Below are 17475 nucleotides of genomic sequence, written 5' to 3' on the forward strand. Positions count from 1 at the left end.
GCCACGTCAAGCACGAAGAACCCCACGTCTGAGCAGGTGTCCCGGCCGCCTTCTTTTGGCGGGTTCGGGGGCCCACGGTTTGTGGGCCTTCTGCGATCAGACTCCGGTGGACGCTCGGGGTACTAACGCCCTAACGGTTTCCGTACGGCTCCCTAACGGAGGCGTCGGCGGGTCCTGGGGTCGAGGCTTGTCGTCGAGACGTCAGACGAGGCCGTCCAGCGGGTCCTTGTTCGACTTGCGCGCGCTCACGTACTTCTTGGCGATCAGCCACAGCAGGATCCACGAGCCGAGCGCGGTGATCAGCCAGACGATCAGCGCCGACAGGACCCAGGTGCCGACACCGTCGATGCGCAGCCCGTCGCTGAACAGACTGGCGACCCACAACGACAGCAGCGTGGAGATGATGCCGACACCACCGAGCACCGGTGAGGCGTACTTGCGGGCCATGTTGAAGACGAACGGGGACAACAGCGCCTGCGCAGCCACGAACACCAGGACGCCGACAATGAAGCCGCCCCAGGACAGGTGGAAGTCCTTGACGATCAGGGCAGTCACCAGGAAGGCGATAGCCGCCGACACCAGTGAGACAGCGATACTCCAAAGAAAGCGGATCACGGCAGGTGTCCTTCCGGGCCTGGTGCGAAATAGGTTGCCTCCAACCTATCGACCAAGACGGCCGGCGCGGCGCTGCACGCGCGAATGGCACAAAGTCAAAAAGTGCCCCCGGCAGGATTCGAACCTGCGCTCCCGCCTCCGGAGGGCGGTGCTCTATCCCCTGAGCTACGGGGGCGCGCATGCACCGCGGACGGTGACTGCGACACGCAAGGCTAACACCGACCGGGCAGTGCTCCTGACCACCGCCTAGCGTCCACGGACCAGACGGGATGCGCTGCGATCGGTGTGGCGCCGGTATTTTGGCCGGTGATGAACGCCGCACCCGCCACCACCCTGTCCGCCGTCTGGCCGGCGGGCACCCAGCGAACCCCTGAAGGCGCTCTGCGGATCGCCGGCCACGACCTGCGGGACGTCGCCGCGCAGTACGGCACCCCGGCGTACCTGATGGACGAGGCGGACATCCGGGCCCGGGCCCGCGCGTTCAAGCAGGCGTTCAGTGAGGCGTTCGGTGCGATCGGCACCCAGGCGGACGTTTTCTACGCCGGCAAAGCGTTTCTGTGTACGCCGATGGCGCGCCTCCTGCTCGAGGAGGGCCTGAGCCTGGACGTGTGCACCGGCGGCGAACTCGCCGTGGCCCGCAAGGCGGGCTTCCCCGGCGCGAAGATCGGCCTGCACGGCAACAACAAGTCCGTGCCGGAGATCGAGGATGCCATCACGTACGGCGTGGGGCGGCTGATCGTCGACTCGTTCGAGGAGATCGAGCGCGTGGCCAGCATCGCGTCGGCGCACGGGGTCGTCCAGGGCGTCATGCTGCGGGTGAAGACCGGTGTCGAGGCGCACACCCACGAATTCATCGCCACGGCCCACGAGGATCAGAAGTTCGGGTTCAGCCTCGCCGACGGGCAGCTGATGGACGCGGTCGGGCGTGTCCTGAAACACCCGGAAGCGCTGCGACTGTTGGGTTTTCACTCCCACATCGGGTCACAGATCTTCGACTCCGAGGGCTTCGCGGTCGCTGCGGAGCGACTCATCCACGTCCAGCTGCAGGTCGCACAGGAGCACGGGATCGTGCTGCCCGAGCTCGACCTCGGCGGCGGCTTCGGCATCGCCTACACCGATGACGACACCCCGCTCACCCCGCAGCAACTCGCCGAGCAGCTGGCCGGCATCGTGCAGCGCGCCTGCGACGCGGTCGGCCATCCGGTGCCGCACATCAGCATCGAGCCGGGCCGGGCGATCGTCGGTCCCGCAGGCGTCACCCTCTACGAGGTCGGGACGGTCAAGCCGGTGCACGCCACCGACGAACTCACCCGCTACTACGTGTCGGTCGACGGCGGCATGAGCGACAACCCCCGCCCCGCGCTCTACCAGGCCGACTACACAGCGCAGCTCGCCGACCGGACCAGCGACGCCGCACCCGTCACCGCGCGGGTGGTCGGAAAGCATTGCGAGAGTGGCGACATCGTCGTCCGCGATGTCCAACTGCCCGGCGACATCCAGGCCGGCGACCTGCTCGCCGTCCCCGCCACCGGCGCCTACTGCCGGTCGCTGTCCAGCCAGTACAACCACGTGCCGCGGCCACCGGTCATCGCGCTGCGCGACGGCGGTAGCAGGGTGTGGATCCGGCGCGAGACCATTGACGATTTGCTGGCCCTAGAAGTCGAGGAAGCGGAGGGGGAGGAATGAGCGTACGTATCGCCCTGTTGGGGTGCGGCGTGGTCGGTTCGGCGGTTGCGAAACGGCTGATCGAGCACTCGGACGAGTTGACCGAACGCGTCGGTGACCGGCTCGAGCTGGTGGGGGTCGCCGTACGCGATGTGTCCAAGCCTCGCCCCGAATCCGGTGTCCCCGCAGAGCTTTTCACCGATGACGCTGAGGAATTGGTGACCCGCGCCGACGTCGTCGTGGAGTTGATGGGCGGCATCGAGCCGGCCCGCACCCTGCTGCTGAAGGCCATCGAGCACGGCGCGAGCGTCGTCACTGCCAACAAAGCCCTGCTCGGTGAGGACGGTCCGTCGCTCTACGCCGCCGCCGCCGAGGCCAACGTCGACTTCTCCTTCGAAGCTGCCGTCGCCGGGGCCATCCCGTTGATCCGTCCCCTGCGAATCTCGCTGGCCGGTGACGACGTGCACCGGGTGATGGGCATCGTCAACGGCACCACGAACTTCATCCTCGACAAGATGGACCGCACCGGCGCCGACTTCGCCGACGTGCTGGCCGAGGCACAGGAGTTGGGGTACGCCGAGGCCGACCCGACCGCGGACGTCGAGGGGTACGACGCCCGGGCCAAGGCGGCGATCCTGGCCTCCCTGGCGTTCCACACCCGGGTGTCCTCCGCCGAGGTCTATTGCGAGGGCATCACGGCCATCACCGCCGACGACATCCGTGCAGCCCGCAAGGCCGGGCTGGTCATCAAGCTGCTGGCGATCTGTGAGCGGGTCACCGACGAGGAGGGCAGCGCGGCGATCAGCGCACGCGTCCACCCAGCTCTGCTGCCACGTTCGCACCCGCTGGCCAGCGTCCGTGAGGCGTTCAACGCGGTCTTCGTCGAGACGCAGCTGGCCGGCGAATTGATGTTCTACGGTCGCGGCGCGGGCGGCGAGCCCACGGCCTCGGCGGTTCTCGGCGACCTGGTCCAGGCCGCGCGTAACCGGCTGGTCGGCCGGGCGGGTCCGGGGGAGTTGGCCTACGCGGCCTTCCCGATCCAGACCATCGGAGCCGCGTACACGGCGTACTTCATCCGTCTTCGGGTGAAGGATCGCCCCGGTGTGCTTGCTGCCGTATCGAATGTGTTTGCAGCGCAAGGTGTTTCGATCGAGAGCATGCGTCAGAACAAAGACCGCACCGATCCCGAACTCGCCTCCCTGCACCTGGTCACGCACCGGGCGCAAGAGGGTGCGCTGGCCGGGACGGTCAAGCAGTTGCAGGATCTCGACGAGGTCGATTCGGTCGACTCCGTCATGCGAGTAGAAGGGCTGTGAGCGTGGCTCACCAATGGCGCGGGGTCATCCGCGAGTACGCCGATCGGTTGCCGATGCTGGAGGGTGCGCCGGTCATCACCCTCGGCGAGGGCGGCACCCCGCTGATCCCGGCGGAGAAGTTGAGCAAGCTGGTCGGGGCGAACGTCTACGTGAAGTTCGAGGGGCTCAACCCGACCGGCTCCTTCAAGGACCGCGGCATGACGACCGCGATCTCGATGGCGGCCAAGTCGGGGGCCAAAGCGGTGATCTGCGCTTCGACGGGTAACACGTCCGCGTCGGCGGCGGCCTACGCCACCAAGGCGGGCATGACCTGCGGCGTACTCGTGCCCGACGGCAAGATCGCGATGGGCAAGCTGTCCCAGGCGATCGCGCACGGCGCCCAGTTGCTGCAGGTCGAGGGCAACTTCGATGACTGCCTGACCCTGGCCCGCAAACTCGGCGAGGCCTACCCCGTCGACCTGGTCAACTCGGTCAACCCGGCGCGCATCGAGGGGCAGAAGACCGCATCCTTCGAGGTCATCGACGTGCTGGGCGATGCGCCCGACATCCACTGCCTGCCGGTCGGCAACGCCGGCAACATCACGGCGTACTGGAAGGGATACAGCGAGGCCGCTGTCGGCGACGACGCGATCGCGACCAAGCGCCCGGCGATGTGGGGCTTCCAGGCGGCCGGCGCGGCACCCATCGTGCTCGGCCACCCGGTCGACCAGCCGGAGACGGTGGCCACGGCCATCCGGATCGGCAACCCGGCATCGTGGAAGCAGGCCATCGCGGCCCGTGAGGAATCCGGCGGCATCATCGACTCCGTCACCGACGAGCGCATCCTCGCGGCGCACCGGCTGCTGTCCTCGACCGAGGGAATCTTCGTGGAGCCGGGCAGCGCGGCGTCCATCGCCGGGCTGCTGCAGCAGCACGAGCGCGGTGCGATCCCGGCCGGCGCAACCATCGTCTGCACGGTGACCGGGCACGGCTTGAAGGACCCCGACTGGGCGCTCAAGGAAGCTGACGGCTCGGCCGTCAATCCCACCCGGGTCCCGGTCGACGCTTTCACCGTGGCCAGTGCGCTCGGCCTCGAGGGCTGAGATGGCCGCGCTGGCACCCGGCGCGTCGGTGACCGTGCGGGTCCCGGCGTCGTCGGCGAACCTCGGCCCGGGATTCGACTCGATCGGGCTGGCGCTCGGCATCTACGACGAGGTGACCGCGACCGTCACCGACGGCGGCCTGTTGATCGACGTCGAGGGCGAGGGTTCTGACTCGGTGCGCCGCGACGAGGGCCATCTGGTCGTGCAGTCGATGCACACGCTGTGGAAGCGGCTGGGCGTCAGCCCGCCGGCAGGCTTGACGCTGCACGCGCGCAACGAGATCCCGCACGCGCGGGGTGTCGGATCCTCCGCAGCCGCCATCGTGGCCGGGGTGGGTGCCGCGCTCGCGCTGACCGGCGCGTCGCTCTCCGACCCAACGGCCCTGGCACTGGTCAACGACGTTGCCGGTGACCTGGAGGGGCACCCGGACAACGCATCGGCCAGTGTGTACGGCGGGGCGACCGTCTCGTGGCGGGCGTCCGGTCGAGAGGGGTGGGAGACTGCGTCGATCCCGTTGCACGCCAACGTTTTTCCGGTGGTCTTCATCCCGGAAGCCACCTTGTCGACGCAGAAGGCGCGTGCCGCGCTGGCGCCGACCGTGCCCCTGGCCGATGCCGCGAGTGGTGCTGGTCGCACGGCCTTGCTCACCCTCGCACTCTCGCAACGGCCGGACCTGCTGTTGCCCGCGACCCGTGACTGGTTGCACCAGGAGGCACGACGACCGGCCTATCCGGAGTCGATGGCCCTGGTCGACCGGTTGCGCGATGCCGGGCATGCCGCGGTGATCTCCGGAGCGGGGCCGACCGTGCTGGTGCTGACGACCGATGCAGCAACGACCTTCAGCCCGCCCGACGGCTGGGCGCAGGTGCGTCCGGGAGTCGCCGCGATCGGCGTACATCAGATATGACGCGCGGATTGTCGTCGATTTCACGTTTCTGCCGACGGTCGGTGTACGGTTGTCCCAGCACCGAGATCTCGGTGACCGCGCCGACGGAAGCGCTCTGTGAATCTCTCGCTCAGCGATCCTTTCCCGACGCATGATCGGAACCCCCCGACGGTCACCCAGCGGTGCCACCCTTTGACTGTTCTTGCCCTACCCGCTCGCGGGTGGTCAGCACGGCGGTCGTGACTCCAGGCAGTACGCCGGGGTCGTACCTCAAGAGGACGCCTCATTCGCAGAGCCGATCGGCTGGATGAGGGGAAGGAAAATTCTTCGTGACTGAAACCACCGAGCGGGTCACGGCTCGCGGTTCGTTGAGCACTCTGAAACTCGACGAACTCAAGCAACTCGCATCGACCATGGGCATCAGCGGCACTTCGAAAATGCGCAAGAGCGATCTGCTCGAGGCCATTCGTGCCGGTCGTGACGGCGGATCCCGCCGCGCGACTGCCCCCACCACTGCACCCGCGCCGGAGTCGGCCGCGCAGGCTCCGGCCGCGCCGGCCGTCGAGACGGCAGCGCCGGAGCGCTCCGTGGAGCAGCCGGCCGAGACCCGCAGTGCGGATGCGGACTCCCACCAGCAGCGGGACCGCCGCGCTGAGGCTCCCGCTGAGTCCCGCGCCGACGCTGACGCCGAGGGCGACGAGCGCGGCACCGCCGAACGTGGGCAGCGTCGCAACAACAACAGCGATCGCAACCACGGTGACCGGGGCCAGAACAACGGCAACCAGGGCGACGGCAACCGCAACAACGGTGACCGGGGCCAGAACAACCGCGGCAACCGCGGTCAGCAGAACAACAACCGCGGCGATCGTGCGCAGGGCGGCACCGACCGCTCGCAGAACACCAACGAGCGCGGCAACCGCAACGACGGCGGCAACAACAACGATCGCAACACCGGCGACCGGAACAACAACGACCGCAACAACAACGACCGCAACAGCGGCGGCAACGACAGCTGGAACAACGACGGGCCCAACTCCCGCCGGCGCCAGCGCGGCCGGGACCGCAAGCGCGGCCGGGGCGGTCGCGAGGACTTCGGCGACGTCGACACCCAGATCCGCGAGGACGACGTCCTGATCCCGGTCGCGGGCATCGTCGACGTCTTCGACAACTACGCCTTCGTGCGGACCAGCGGTTACCTGCCCGGTCCGAACGACGTCTACGTGCCGATGGGCATGATCAAGCGCAACGGGCTGCGCAAGGGTGACGCGGTCACCGGTGCCGTTCGCGCGCCGCGGGACAACGACCAGCAGCAGTCGCAGCAGTCCAACCGGCAGAAGTTCAACGCGTTGGTGCGCTTGGACACGGTCAACGGGCTGGACCCGGAGAAGGCCAAGCAGCGCCCGGAATTCGGCAAGCTGACCCCGCTCTACCCGCAGGAGCGGCTGCGGTTGGAGACCGAGCCCAACGTGCTGACGACCCGGATGATCGACCTGGTCGCGCCGATCGGTAAGGGTCAGCGCGGTCTGATCGTGGCGCCGGCCAAGGCCGGTAAGACGATGATCATGCAGGCCATCGCCAACGCGATCAGCACCAACAACCCCGAATGCCACCTCATGGTCGTGCTCGTCGACGAGCGCCCTGAAGAGGTCACGGACATGCAGCGCGCGGTCAAGGGTGAGGTCATCGCCTCGACCTTCGACCGTCCGGCCGACGACCACACGACGGTCGCCGAGCTCGCGGTCGAGCGGGCCAAGCGCCTGGTCGAAGCCGGTTCGGACGTGGTGATCCTGCTGGACTCGATCACCAAACTGGGTCGCGCCTACAACCTGGCGGCTCCCGCCAGCGGCCGGATCATGTCCGGTGGTGTGGACTCCAGCGCGCTCTACCCGCCGAAGAAGTTCTTCGGTGCAGCGCGCAACATCGAGCACGGCGGTTCGCTCACGATCCTAGCGACCGCGCTGATCGAGACCGGCTCCCGGATGGACGAGGTGATCTTCGAGGAGTTCAAGGGCACCGGCAACATGGAGCTGCGCCTGTCGCGCCAGCTCGCCGAGCGCCGGATCTTCCCGGCGGTCGACGTCAACGCCTCCGGTACCCGTCGTGAAGAGATCCTGCTGGGCGCCGACGAGCTGAAGATCATGTGGAAGCTGCGCCGGGTGCTGGCCGCCCTGGACCAGCAGCAGTCCCTGGAACTGCTGCTCGACCGGTTGAAGAAGACCAAGTCGAACGTCGAGTTCCTGATGCAGGTGCAGCAGACCAGCTCGATCAAGCTGGACGACGAAGACTGATCTATCGCACGGAAAGGGCCGGGAGACAACGTCTCCCGGCCCTTTCGCCTGTCCGCCGCGGGGGACAGGCCGTGCGTCAGATCACCAGGCGCGGGAGGCCTGGACGTCGTCGGCCAGGACGAAGCCGATCCGGTGGCCGACGCTGATCATGTAGTACTTCGTCTTCCCGATGATGTCGACGTGATCGCCGGGGGTGTCGATGTCATACGTGTTGGCCTTGTAGTAGTCCGTCGGCGGCTTCTCATCCACCAACGCGTAGGACTGTGCCGACGCCAGCTGGTAGGTGAGCGGCGCCCAGGCCACGACATCGGCGGGGTCGGTGTACGCCGAGGGCTCCGGCAGGGCGCGACCGTAGACCGGGATGGTGGTCTTGCCCGCCTTCGGGGTGACCACCTTCGCGCCGAGCAGCACCCGGGCGGTGGGGTTCTTGCGCGGGTTGTAGAACCACACCTTGTCGCCGAGGAACCAGATGGCCGTCCAGTCGCCGATGACTTCCGCCACGACGTAGTCGCAGCCAGCGGCGGCGCGGGCACCCATATCCGAGACGTACGTCGAGCCCGGAGTGCCGTTCTGGTGCAGACCCTTGTCGGTGTAGACCGGGGCCCCCCAGTCCGGCTGGGTGCGTAGCGTGACGAAGTTGGTCGGCAGGTCGGGGTAGGGGGTGCTGGAGCTGTTCTGATAGCCGGTCAACGGCTGGAAGTTGCCGTCGAATCCGGGCAGGATCCGCACCACCTGACCAGACTTGGGCCGCACTGCCGAGGTGCCCTTGCGCAGGTTCGCGCCCAGGAGGGTGAAGTAGTGCTCCCAGTCCCAGAACGGACCCGGATCCCAGTGCATCGAGGGGATACCGGCTGCGGTGGTCGCCGGGACCTGGTCGTGACCCAGGATGTGGCTACGGTCCAACGGGATGTCGTACTTGCGAGCCAGGTACTTCACCAGCTTGGCCGAATTGAGGTACATCACCTCGGTGTACCAACTGCCGTCGGCCGCGAAGCCCTCGTGCTCGATGCCCAGCGCGTGCCCGTTGATGTACCAGTTACCGGCGTGCCAACCGATGTCCTTGGTCTCCAGGTGCTGGGCGATGTGCCCGTCCGCTGAGCGGATCGAGTAGTTCCAGGCCAGATAGGTGGGGTCCTTCACCAAGGTGATCGAACCGTCGTAGTAGCCGTCCATGTCGTGGATGACGATCTGGTTCAGGGCGGGCGACTTGGGCCGGAAGCCCAGGTCGTGGTTGCCGTAGTCCCAGGGGTTCGGACCGTACTGCTCGTAGGGCGCAGGGATCCACTCCACGTCCAGTCCGGCTGGCGCATCGACGGGGCCGCGCGGGCGCTGGGCCTTGGCGGCAGCCACGCGCTGGCTGAGCACCTGCCGCTGCGCGCCCGGGGAACCCACCGCGCGGGCCTGCATGCGCAACGTGCCGCCGGCAGTCGCCTTCACGGCGCCGGACTGGATATCGGCCAGGACCCCGTCGGCGAAAGTCTGCTGGGCCGAGGCGGAGGTGAGGCCGCTGACCGAGGCGATGGCCTCGTACCAGGAGGCCGGGTCGGTGCTGGCGCCGAGCGGGTGGCCCAGCGACTTCTGGGTGCTGGCCAGGATGGCGGCTGCTCCCATGATGTTGGCGGCGGGGTCGTTCTTCAGGGCGCTGGGGGAGTAGCCGCTGAGTTCGGCCGCCTGGGCGAGAGTGTCGATGACCGGTGCGCTGTTGGGCTTACCCGTGCGGTTGGCGCGGACCGCGGCCACCGCGGCGCCGTCGATCAGGTGCATCGGGCCGTACCCGCCGCTGGTGGAGGGGCGACCGGAGTGGTCCTCCCAGCGGGTCTGACCGTAGGACACGGCCGCGAGGACGGCGACGGGGACCTGGTACTTGGTCGCCGCCGCGGTGAATTGGTCGGTGCTCTCGACTGCGAGAGCGGGAGCGGCCGTGGCCGCGAGGGGCACCGCCAGCGACGCGATCAGGAAGTTGCGTCGGGATACTGAGGAAGGCATGCACGTCTCCGTTGCTGAGCGTGGATTGGGCAATAGTTACTGTGGCACGCATCGTCGATGGAAAGTGTTTACGGAATGTAAAACTTTCTCGGGAGGATTTCCGCGCGCGATCGGAATGCCCGGACCGCTCGGAGCGTTCGCCAAGGTAGCGCCGATTCGGTCTCAGGTCCCATGTCTGGCAGAATTGGTTGCTGGCTTCCGGTTCACGCCCGTTGCATCCGCGCAGGCGACCCGGACCCTTCGATACCAAGGAGATCCCGCAGTGAAGAAAAACCTGCACCCGGAGTACGTCAACACCCTGGTGACGTGCACCTGCGGCGCTCAGTTCGAGACCCGCAGCACCAAGACCGACGGCGCCATCAACGTCGAGGTCTGCTCGCAGTGCCACCCGTTCTACACGGGTAAGCAGAAGATCCTCGACACCGGTGGTCGTGTGGCCCGCTTCCAGGAGCGTTACGGCAAGAAGGCCGACGCCAAGTAACTTTCCCGCCGCCGCCCCGCACCCGATCTGGGTGCGGGGCGGCGGTTCATTTGTGTGCTGCAGGAGGCAAACCGCATGTTGGAGTCCGCTGAACCGATCGTGGCCGAGTACGCCGACCTCGAGCGGCAGTTGGCCGACCCCGCGACGCTCGGTGACCAGAAACTCTCCCGCAAGCTCAACAAGAGGTACGCCGCGTTGGCCCCGACCGTCGCCGCCTACCACGCGCTGAAGCAGGCAGGCGAGGATCTGGCCGCCGGTGAGGAACTGGCGGGGGAGGACCCGGCCTTCGCCGCGGAACTGCCGGCGTTGCGCGAGGCCGTCGAACTGGCCGAGGGCAGGTTGCGCACGCTCCTGCTGCCCCGCGACGAGGACGACGACCGGGACGTCATCCTGGAGGTCAAGGCCGGTGAGGGGGGCGAGGAGTCGGCGCTGTTCGCCGGCGACCTGGTGCGGATGTACCTGCGCTACGCCGAGAAGCACCAGTGGAAAGCCGAGATCACCGATGCCACCGAGTCCGACCTCGGCGGGTACAAGGACGTCCGGTTGCAACTGCGGGCCAAGGGCACTCCGGAGCCGGGCTCTGCTCCCTGGGCGCGGTTGAAATACGAAGGCGGCGTCCACCGGGTCCAGCGGGTGCCGGTCACCGAGAGCCAGGGCCGCATCCACACCTCTGCGGCCGGGGTCCTGGTGATGCCCGACCTGGACGACGGTGACGACGAGGAGATCACCTTCGGCCCGAACGACCTGAAGATCGACGTCTACCGCTCCTCCGGTCCCGGCGGCCAGAGCGTCAACACCACCGACTCCGCCGTGCGCATCACCCACCTGCCGACCGGCCTGGTCGTCTCCTGCCAGAACGAGAAGTCGCAGTTGCAGAACAAAGAGGCCGCGCTGCGCGTGCTCAAGGCGCGACTGCGTCAGCAGCAGCAGGAGGAACGCGACGCCGAGGCCAGCGCGGCGCGACGTTCGCAGGTGCGCACCGTGGACCGCAGCGAGCGCATCCGCACCTACAACTTCCCCGAGAACCGGATCGCCGACCACCGCACCGGGTTCAAGTCCTACAACCTTGATGCTGTCCTCAACGGTGACCTCGACCCGGTCATCGACTCCGCCGTCACGATGGACGAGGCCGCCCGGATGGCGGCCGCCGGCCAGTGACCGGGGCCACCGATGCGGACCTGTTGCGGACGGTCACCGGACGCCTCGCGCAGGCCGGCGTGCCCTCGGCGTACGCCGATGGGTTGGCGCTGGTCGCGCACGTCTGGGGCCGTAGCCCCTCCGACGCGCGACGTGAGTTGCTGCTCGGTCGTCGTCCCGACGCACACCAGCTGCAGTTGTTGGACGAGTTGGTCGACGAGCGGGCCCGGCGGGTCCCGCTGCAGCACCTGACCGGTCGCGCACCGTTCCGGCACCTCGAACTGGCCGTCGGGCCAGGGGTGTTCATCCCTCGACCGGAGACCGAGTTGCTGGTGGATCTGGTGCTTGCGGTGGCCGAGGAGGGCGGCACCGTGGTCGACCTGTGCACCGGATCGGGCGCCATCGCGCTCGCGATCAAGCAGGAGCGGCCCGCCCTGCAGGTGTCCGCGGTCGAGCTGGACGAGCTGGCGTTTGCCTGGGCGGAACGCAACGCGCAAACCCTCGGCCTCGAGGTGAACCTCAGCCTTGGCGACGCCACCAGCGCCTTCCCGGAGCTGGCCGGTGCGGTCGATGTGGTCGTCAGTAACCCGCCGTACATCCCTGTCGGTATGGAGCCCATCGACCCGGAGGTGCGGGACCACGATCCGCAGGTGGCGCTCTACGGCGGCAGTGCTGACGGGCTGCGGATCCCGCTGGCGGTCGCCGCGCACGCGGCGGATCTGCTGCGCGATGGGGGAGTGCTGATCATGGAACACGCCGACAGCCAAGGTGACTCACTACCCGCCGCGTTACGCGCCGACGGGCGATGGCAGGAGGTCGCTGACGAAGTGGACCTGACCGGCCGCCCGCGCGCGGTCCGGGCCGTCCGATGCGACCGATAGGATCGCGATCGTGAGTGAGATCTTCGATTGCTCCGACGCGGATCAGCGCTCCGAGGGTCTGACCGCAGCCCGCACCGCCATCGAGAACGGTGAGTGCATCGTGCTGCCGACCGACACCGTCTACGGCATCGGGGCCGACGCGTTCAGCCCGGTCGCCGTGCAGACGTTGCTGTCGGCCAAAGGGCGTGGTCGGGAGATGCCGCCACCCGTTCTGATCCCGGGCCGCGAGACCGTGCCGGGTCTGGCGATGGATGTGCCGTCCTACGCCAACCGGTTGATGGACGCCTTCTGGCCCGGCGGCCTGACGCTGATCTTCCGGGCGCAGCCGTCCCTGGCCTGGGACCTGGGGGACACCAACGGCACGGTCGGGCTCCGGGTGCCCGACGACGAGATCGCCCGCGAGTTGTTGTCCCTGACCGGACCGCTCGCGGTGAGTTCGGCCAACAAGACCGGCAAGCCCGCGGCGACCACCATCACCGAGGCCGGATTCGCGCTCGGCGGCTTCGTCGAGGTGTTCCTCGACGGCGGGGCCCGTGCCAACACCGAACCCTCGACCATCCTGGATTGCACCAAGGCCGACCCCGTCGTGCTGCGCGAGGGGACGGTCAGCCTGGACGCGCTGCGCGAGGTCCTCGGCCCGGTAGAACTCATCACCGGCCTCGGGGTGAGCGTCGACCCCGGCGACCCGGAGCCGGTCGACGACGCGCCACCGGTTGCTGCCGGCGACGAGGAGCCGCAGCCGGATCAGAGCCCACCCGAATTCCCCGAGGACGCCACCGTTTTCGACTCGGCCGACGCCCCGCCCGCGCCGGAGTCCATCGGTGAGCACTGGGACTCCGAGACCACTTCCCCGACCGACGATCCCAGCACCGACCGACCCGAGGTGAACCCGTGAGCACTACCCCCTTCTACGGCTCCGACTACGACGAGCTTGCCGCCTTCGACCCGGACATCGCCGGCGTCCTGCTCTCCGAGTTGGAGCGCCTGCGCGGTGGTCTGCAGCTGATCGCCAGCGAGAACATGTCCTCCCCGGCGGTCCTGACCGCGCTGGGTTCGACGCTGTCCAACAAGTACGCCGAGGGATACCCCGGGCGCCGCTACTACGGTGGCTGCTCCGAGGTCGACAAGGCCGAGAACCTCGCGATCGAGCGCTGCAAGGATCTCTTCGACGCCGACCACGCCAACGTGCAGCCGCACTCCGGCGCCAGCGCCAACCAGGCCGTCTACGGCGCGTTCCTGTCGCCTGGCGACACCATCCTGGGCATGGCGCTGCCGATGGGCGGGCACCTGACGCACGGCACCAAGGTGTCCTTCTCCGGTAAGTGGTTCAACGCGGTGCACTACGGCGTGGACAAGCGAAGTGAGGACATCGACTACGACCAGGTCGCCGAGTTAGCCCGCGAGCACAAGCCCAAGGTGATCCTGGCCGGGGGGTCGGCAATCCCGCGGCTGATCGACTTCGAGTTCTTCCGCAACCTGGCCGACGAGATCGGTGCGATCTTCTGGGTCGATGCTGCGCACTTCATCGGTCTGGTCGCCGGCAAGGCGATCCCCTCGCCCGTGCCCTACGCCGACGTGGTCACCTTCACCACGCACAAAGTGCTGCGCGGTCCCCGCTCGGGCGCGTTGGTCTGCAAGGCCGAGCACGCCGCCAAGCTGGACAAAGCCGTCTTCCCGATGATGCAGGGCGGCCCGCAGATGCACACGATCGCCGCCAAGGCGGTCAACTTCAAGGAGTGCGCGACCCCCGAGTACGCGGCGTACGTCAATGCAGTCATCGCCAACGCCCAGGCGCTCGCGGCCGGCCTCGACGCGCACGGCATCCGCCCGACCACGGGCGGCACCGATACGCACCTGTCGCTGCACGACCTGCAGGCGGTCGGCGTCACCGGCGCGGACGCCGAGGCGCGCGCGGACGCAGCCGGAATCGTCTTGAACAAGAACGCCATCCCGTTCGACCCGGCCAAGCCGAACGTCGCCTCCGGGATCCGGGTGGGTACGCCGAGTGTCACCACCCAGGGCATGGGTCCTGAGCAGATGAAGACGATCGCCGACCTCATCGCGACGGCTGTGACCAAGGGTGACGCCGACCCGGACAACGCGGTCTCCAAGGAGGTCCGCGCGCAGGTGCACGAACTGGTCGGGCAGTTCCCGGCCTACCCGCGTTGATCCTCGCTACCGCCTGACGCGTGCGCGAATACGTTCTTGTCGCCGTTATCGCCGGGGTGATCACCTTCGTGGTCACCCCGGCGGTGCGTTGGTTCGCGATCCGGTTCGGAGCGTTCACGCCGGTACGAGGACGCGATGTGCACACCACGCCGGTTCCGCGCCTCGGTGGGGTCGGGATGCTGATCGGTTTCGCCGCAGCGCTGCTGGTGGCCGGGCATCTGCCTTATCTGTCCAAGACGGTCTCGGAGAACTTCGGCCAACTGATCGGTGTGCTGATCGCGGCCGTGCTGATCACGGGGCTCGGTGCGATCGACGACTTTCGCGAACTGGATCCGATCACCAAGTTCGCCGGTCAGATGATCGCCGCCGGGGTGATGGCCTACGCCGGCGTGACGATGCTGTTCATCCCACTGGGCGGTCAGACGATCCTGCCGGCACCGGTGCTGACGGCGATCACGGTCCTGATCGTGGTGGCCACGACGACCGCGGTGAACTTCGTCGACGGCCTGGACGGACTGGCGGCCGGGATCGTCGCTATCGCGGCCGGGACCTTCTTCCTGTGGACCTATTCGCTGGCGTCGCGGGACGTGCCCGGCAGTGTGTTCTCCTCGGCGGCCTTCATCTCCGCCGCGCTCGTCGGGGTGTGCGTGGGCTTTCTGCCGCACAACTTCCATCCGGCCCGGCTCTTCATGGGGGATGCCGGTGCCCTCCTGCTGGGACTGCTGCTGTCGGCCGCGACGATCTCCTTCACCGGCAATTTCGATCCGGCCGGCTCGACCGGCCAGTCGGCGACCTATGCCTCGTGGCTGCCGATCGCGCTGCCGATGCTGATCCTGGCGTTGCCGATCATCGACGTGGTGTGGGCGGTGGTGCGACGGCGCGGCAAGTTCTGGGCGGCCGACTCCAAGCACCTGCACCACCGGATGCTGCAGATGGGCCACCCGCACCGCGAAGCCGTACTGTTGCTCTACCTGTGGTCGGCGGCAGGGGCGCTGGGCATCCTGGCGCTGGCGTACCTGCCCGCAGCCGTTGCGCTGAGCCTGCTGGCCGTGATGCTGTTGGCGTCTCTGGCGCTGACCTGGGGACTGCCCAAGTGGAGGCGGACCCGGAGCTTGTGATAGTTTTCACAAGCGCTCGCGAGACGCCTGAATGACGCCCACGAACCAGCTGGAGAGTCAATGTCCGACTCACACGACACCGAGGTGAGTACCCCCGTGCCGTTGGCTGAGTCGCCCTTCGCCCCCTTGCTGCGAGCCGCTTTCGTTCCCGCCGCCGTCTGCGGTCTGATCACGGCCGTCGTGCTGTTGATCGTCCGCGGGCCCGCGGGTGGCCTGTCGGCGCTTTTCGGTGCCGCGCTCGCCCTGGCCTTCTTCGCCAGCGGCCTGCTGGTGCTGATGCGCCTGCGCAACCTTGATCCGGCGCTGCTGATGGCCGCCGGGCTGGCTGTCTTCTTCGGCCAGGTCCTCGTGCTGGGGTTGATCCTCGCCGGCGCAGTGCAGATCAAGTCACTCGACGGGCCGGCGACCGCGATCGCCGTGGTCGTCGTCGTGATCGCGTGGCAGGTGTTCCAGGTGATTGGTTTTCGCCGGTCCCGCCAGCCGATCTACGACCCCGTGGTTTCCGACACCGTCGGAACTGACCGGAACGAGGCGCCATGAAGCGTCTCGCCCGGTTGTCCTGTGGCCAAGGTGGAGCCGCGCGTCGGGTATCCTTCGCAGTGACTTCACCGGTATTCGGTACCTCCCGGCAACCTCGACACAAGCTCTCTGTGTCGCAGCGATGCGCCAAGGGTAGGGGCACCCGATCCCAGGTTCGACCGTCAAACTGGATGTTGACTGAGGAGTTTGTGTGAGTTTGCTTGTGGCGCTGCCCGCCGACGAGTTTGAGTCGCCGGGGACCAGTGACTTCTGGTGGCCGCTGATCGGCGGTGACAGCAACTGGGCGCTGACCCGGCCCGCGGTCATGATGATCCTGTCGGTGGTGCTGATCATCGCCGTCTACATGATCGGTACCCGCAACCTGAAGCTGGTACCGAGCAAGGGCCAGTGGTTGCTGGAGTCCTCCTACGACTTCGTGCGCAACACGATCGCCAAGGACATCATCGGCACCAAGAACTTCAAGCCCTTCCTGCCGCTGCTGTTCAGCCTGTTCACCGTCATCCTGCTGAACAACTTTGCCGGCTTCATTCCGTTCATCCAGTACCCGACCACGGCCCGCATCGCCTTCCCGATCGTGCTGACGGCCATCGTCTACGTCGTCTACCACGTGACCGCGATCCGGCATAAGGGTGGCTTCGGCAAGTACCTGGGCTCCTTGACCCCGGCCGGACTACCCGGCTGGTTGGTCCCGATCATGTGGGTCCTGGAGTTCCTGACCTACTTCTTCATCCGGCCGCTGACGCTGGCACTGCGACTCTTCGGCAACATGATGGCCGGTCACCTGATGCTGCTGGTCTTCATCGTCGGAGGTCAGTACCTCCTGCTGCACATCGACAGTTTCGCGATCAAGGGCGCCGGCGTGCTGTCCATCGCCTTCGCGGTCCTGATGAGCTTCTTCGAGTTGTTGATCCAGTTCCTGCAGGCGTTCATCTTCACCCTGCTGGCCGCGCTCTACATCGCCGACGCTTGCTCCGACGGCCACTGATTTTGTCAACCCGCCCATAGCACGACCCCTGGGGCGACCGCACCGGGGAACACACAGAAGGAAAGAATCGAAATGACTGGCTCCATCGCATTCCTCGGCTACGGTCTCGCCGCCATCGGCCCCGGCATCGGTATCGGCCTCATCTTCGCGGCCTACATCAACGGTGTCGCCCGCCAGCCGGAGACCCGCGGCATGCTGCAGACCATTGCCTTCACCGGTATGGCCCTCACCGAGGCCCTCGCCATCCTGGGTCTGGTGTTCGCGTTCGTCTTCAAGGGCTGACCAGCCCCATCCGCGAAACCCATTCCCCTGCAAGAGATAAGGAA

Annotated in this window: 16 protein-coding genes and 1 tRNA gene; 14 read left to right on the forward strand and 3 right to left on the reverse strand. The window is 67.5% G+C overall.

The features are described from left to right. Positions 1–201: 201 nt before the first annotated feature. Positions 202–615: a phage holin family protein gene (locus DR843_RS02740; RefSeq protein WP_109683999.1), complete on the reverse strand. Its 414-nt coding sequence runs from the start codon at positions 613–615 to the stop codon at positions 202–204. Between the two features lie 103 nt (positions 616–718). Then, positions 719–790, reverse strand: a tRNA-Arg gene (locus DR843_RS02745). Positions 791–924: 134 nt separating this feature from the next. On the opposite strand from DR843_RS02745, the gene lysA reads away from it, so the two are divergent. From lysA to rho, 5 genes are all read left to right on the forward strand, one after another. Continuing rightward, positions 925–2301, forward strand: coding sequence for a diaminopimelate decarboxylase (lysA, locus tag DR843_RS02750; RefSeq protein ID WP_109684000.1), 1377 nt, complete (start codon positions 925–927; stop codon positions 2299–2301). Beyond that, positions 2298–3596, forward strand: coding sequence for a homoserine dehydrogenase (locus DR843_RS02755; RefSeq protein ID WP_109684001.1), 1299 nt, complete (start codon positions 2298–2300; stop codon positions 3594–3596). Before lysA ends, DR843_RS02755 begins: the two co-directional genes overlap by 4 nt. Before the next feature lie 2 nt (positions 3597–3598). Then, positions 3599–4678 carry a threonine synthase gene (gene thrC / locus DR843_RS02760; RefSeq protein WP_109688351.1) on the forward strand — a complete coding sequence of 360 codons (1080 nt, stop codon included), beginning with the start codon at positions 3599–3601 and terminating at the stop codon, positions 4676–4678. A 1-nt stretch (position 4679) separates the two neighbouring features. Further along, entirely contained in the window at positions 4680–5585 is a 906-nt protein-coding gene (thrB, locus tag DR843_RS02765) for a homoserine kinase (protein WP_109684002.1), read from the forward strand. 308 nt (positions 5586–5893) lie between these two features. Beyond that, the gene (rho, locus tag DR843_RS02770) at positions 5894–7852 is read left to right on the forward strand and encodes a transcription termination factor Rho (RefSeq protein ID WP_109684003.1); all 1959 of its coding nucleotides are present in this window, start codon (positions 5894–5896) and stop codon (positions 7850–7852) included. 81 nt (positions 7853–7933) lie between these two features. On the opposite strand, the gene DR843_RS02775 is transcribed toward rho, so the two are convergent. Further along, positions 7934–9838: an N-acetylmuramoyl-L-alanine amidase gene (locus DR843_RS02775; RefSeq protein WP_109684004.1), complete on the reverse strand. Its 1905-nt coding sequence runs from the start codon at positions 9836–9838 to the stop codon at positions 7934–7936. 262 nt (positions 9839–10100) lie between these two features. Here DR843_RS02775 and rpmE point away from each other — a divergent pair, with 262 nt between their 5' ends. The 9 genes from rpmE (at position 10101) to atpE (ending at position 17431) form a co-directional block, all read left to right on the forward strand. Continuing rightward, the gene (gene rpmE / locus DR843_RS02780; RefSeq protein WP_109684005.1) at positions 10101–10319 is read left to right on the forward strand and encodes a 50S ribosomal protein L31; all 219 of its coding nucleotides are present in this window, start codon (positions 10101–10103) and stop codon (positions 10317–10319) included. 75 nt (positions 10320–10394) lie between these two features. Then, positions 10395–11477, forward strand: a complete 1083-nt coding sequence (gene prfA / locus DR843_RS02785; RefSeq protein ID WP_109684006.1) for a peptide chain release factor 1 — start codon at positions 10395–10397, stop codon at positions 11475–11477. Continuing rightward, a complete protein-coding gene (gene prmC, locus DR843_RS02790) occupies positions 11474–12337 on the forward strand; it encodes a peptide chain release factor N(5)-glutamine methyltransferase (protein WP_245933958.1) in 864 nt (287 codons plus the stop codon). Before prfA ends, prmC begins: the two co-directional genes overlap by 4 nt. Before the next feature lie 10 nt (positions 12338–12347). Beyond that, positions 12348–13232 (forward strand): L-threonylcarbamoyladenylate synthase, encoded by an 885-nt coding sequence (locus tag DR843_RS02795; RefSeq protein ID WP_109684007.1) that lies wholly within the window; start codon positions 12348–12350, stop codon positions 13230–13232. After that, the gene (locus tag DR843_RS02800; protein ID WP_109684008.1) at positions 13229–14506 is read left to right on the forward strand and encodes a serine hydroxymethyltransferase; all 1278 of its coding nucleotides are present in this window, start codon (positions 13229–13231) and stop codon (positions 14504–14506) included. The genes DR843_RS02795 and DR843_RS02800 overlap by 4 nt, the downstream gene beginning before the upstream one ends. 20 nt (positions 14507–14526) lie before the next feature. Then, positions 14527–15624: a glycosyltransferase family 4 protein gene (locus DR843_RS02805; RefSeq protein WP_109684009.1), complete on the forward strand. Its 1098-nt coding sequence runs from the start codon at positions 14527–14529 to the stop codon at positions 15622–15624. Positions 15625–15684: 60 nt separating this feature from the next. Further along, complete coding sequence (locus tag DR843_RS02810; RefSeq protein ID WP_109684010.1) at positions 15685–16164, forward strand: Cg1360 family ATP-synthase-associated protein; 480 nt, start codon at positions 15685–15687, stop codon at positions 16162–16164. A 190-nt stretch (positions 16165–16354) separates the two neighbouring features. Continuing rightward, positions 16355–17149: a F0F1 ATP synthase subunit A gene (atpB, locus tag DR843_RS02815; RefSeq protein WP_245933959.1), complete on the forward strand. Its 795-nt coding sequence runs from the start codon at positions 16355–16357 to the stop codon at positions 17147–17149. 72 nt (positions 17150–17221) lie between these two features. Continuing rightward, positions 17222–17431, forward strand: coding sequence for an ATP synthase F0 subunit C (gene atpE, locus DR843_RS02820; RefSeq protein ID WP_109684011.1), 210 nt, complete (start codon positions 17222–17224; stop codon positions 17429–17431). The last annotated feature ends 44 nt before the right edge of the window (positions 17432–17475 follow it).

The sequence above is a fragment of the Branchiibius hedensis genome (genome assembly GCF_900108585.1).
Classification (GTDB): Bacteria; Actinomycetota; Actinomycetes; order Actinomycetales; family Dermatophilaceae; genus Branchiibius; species Branchiibius hedensis.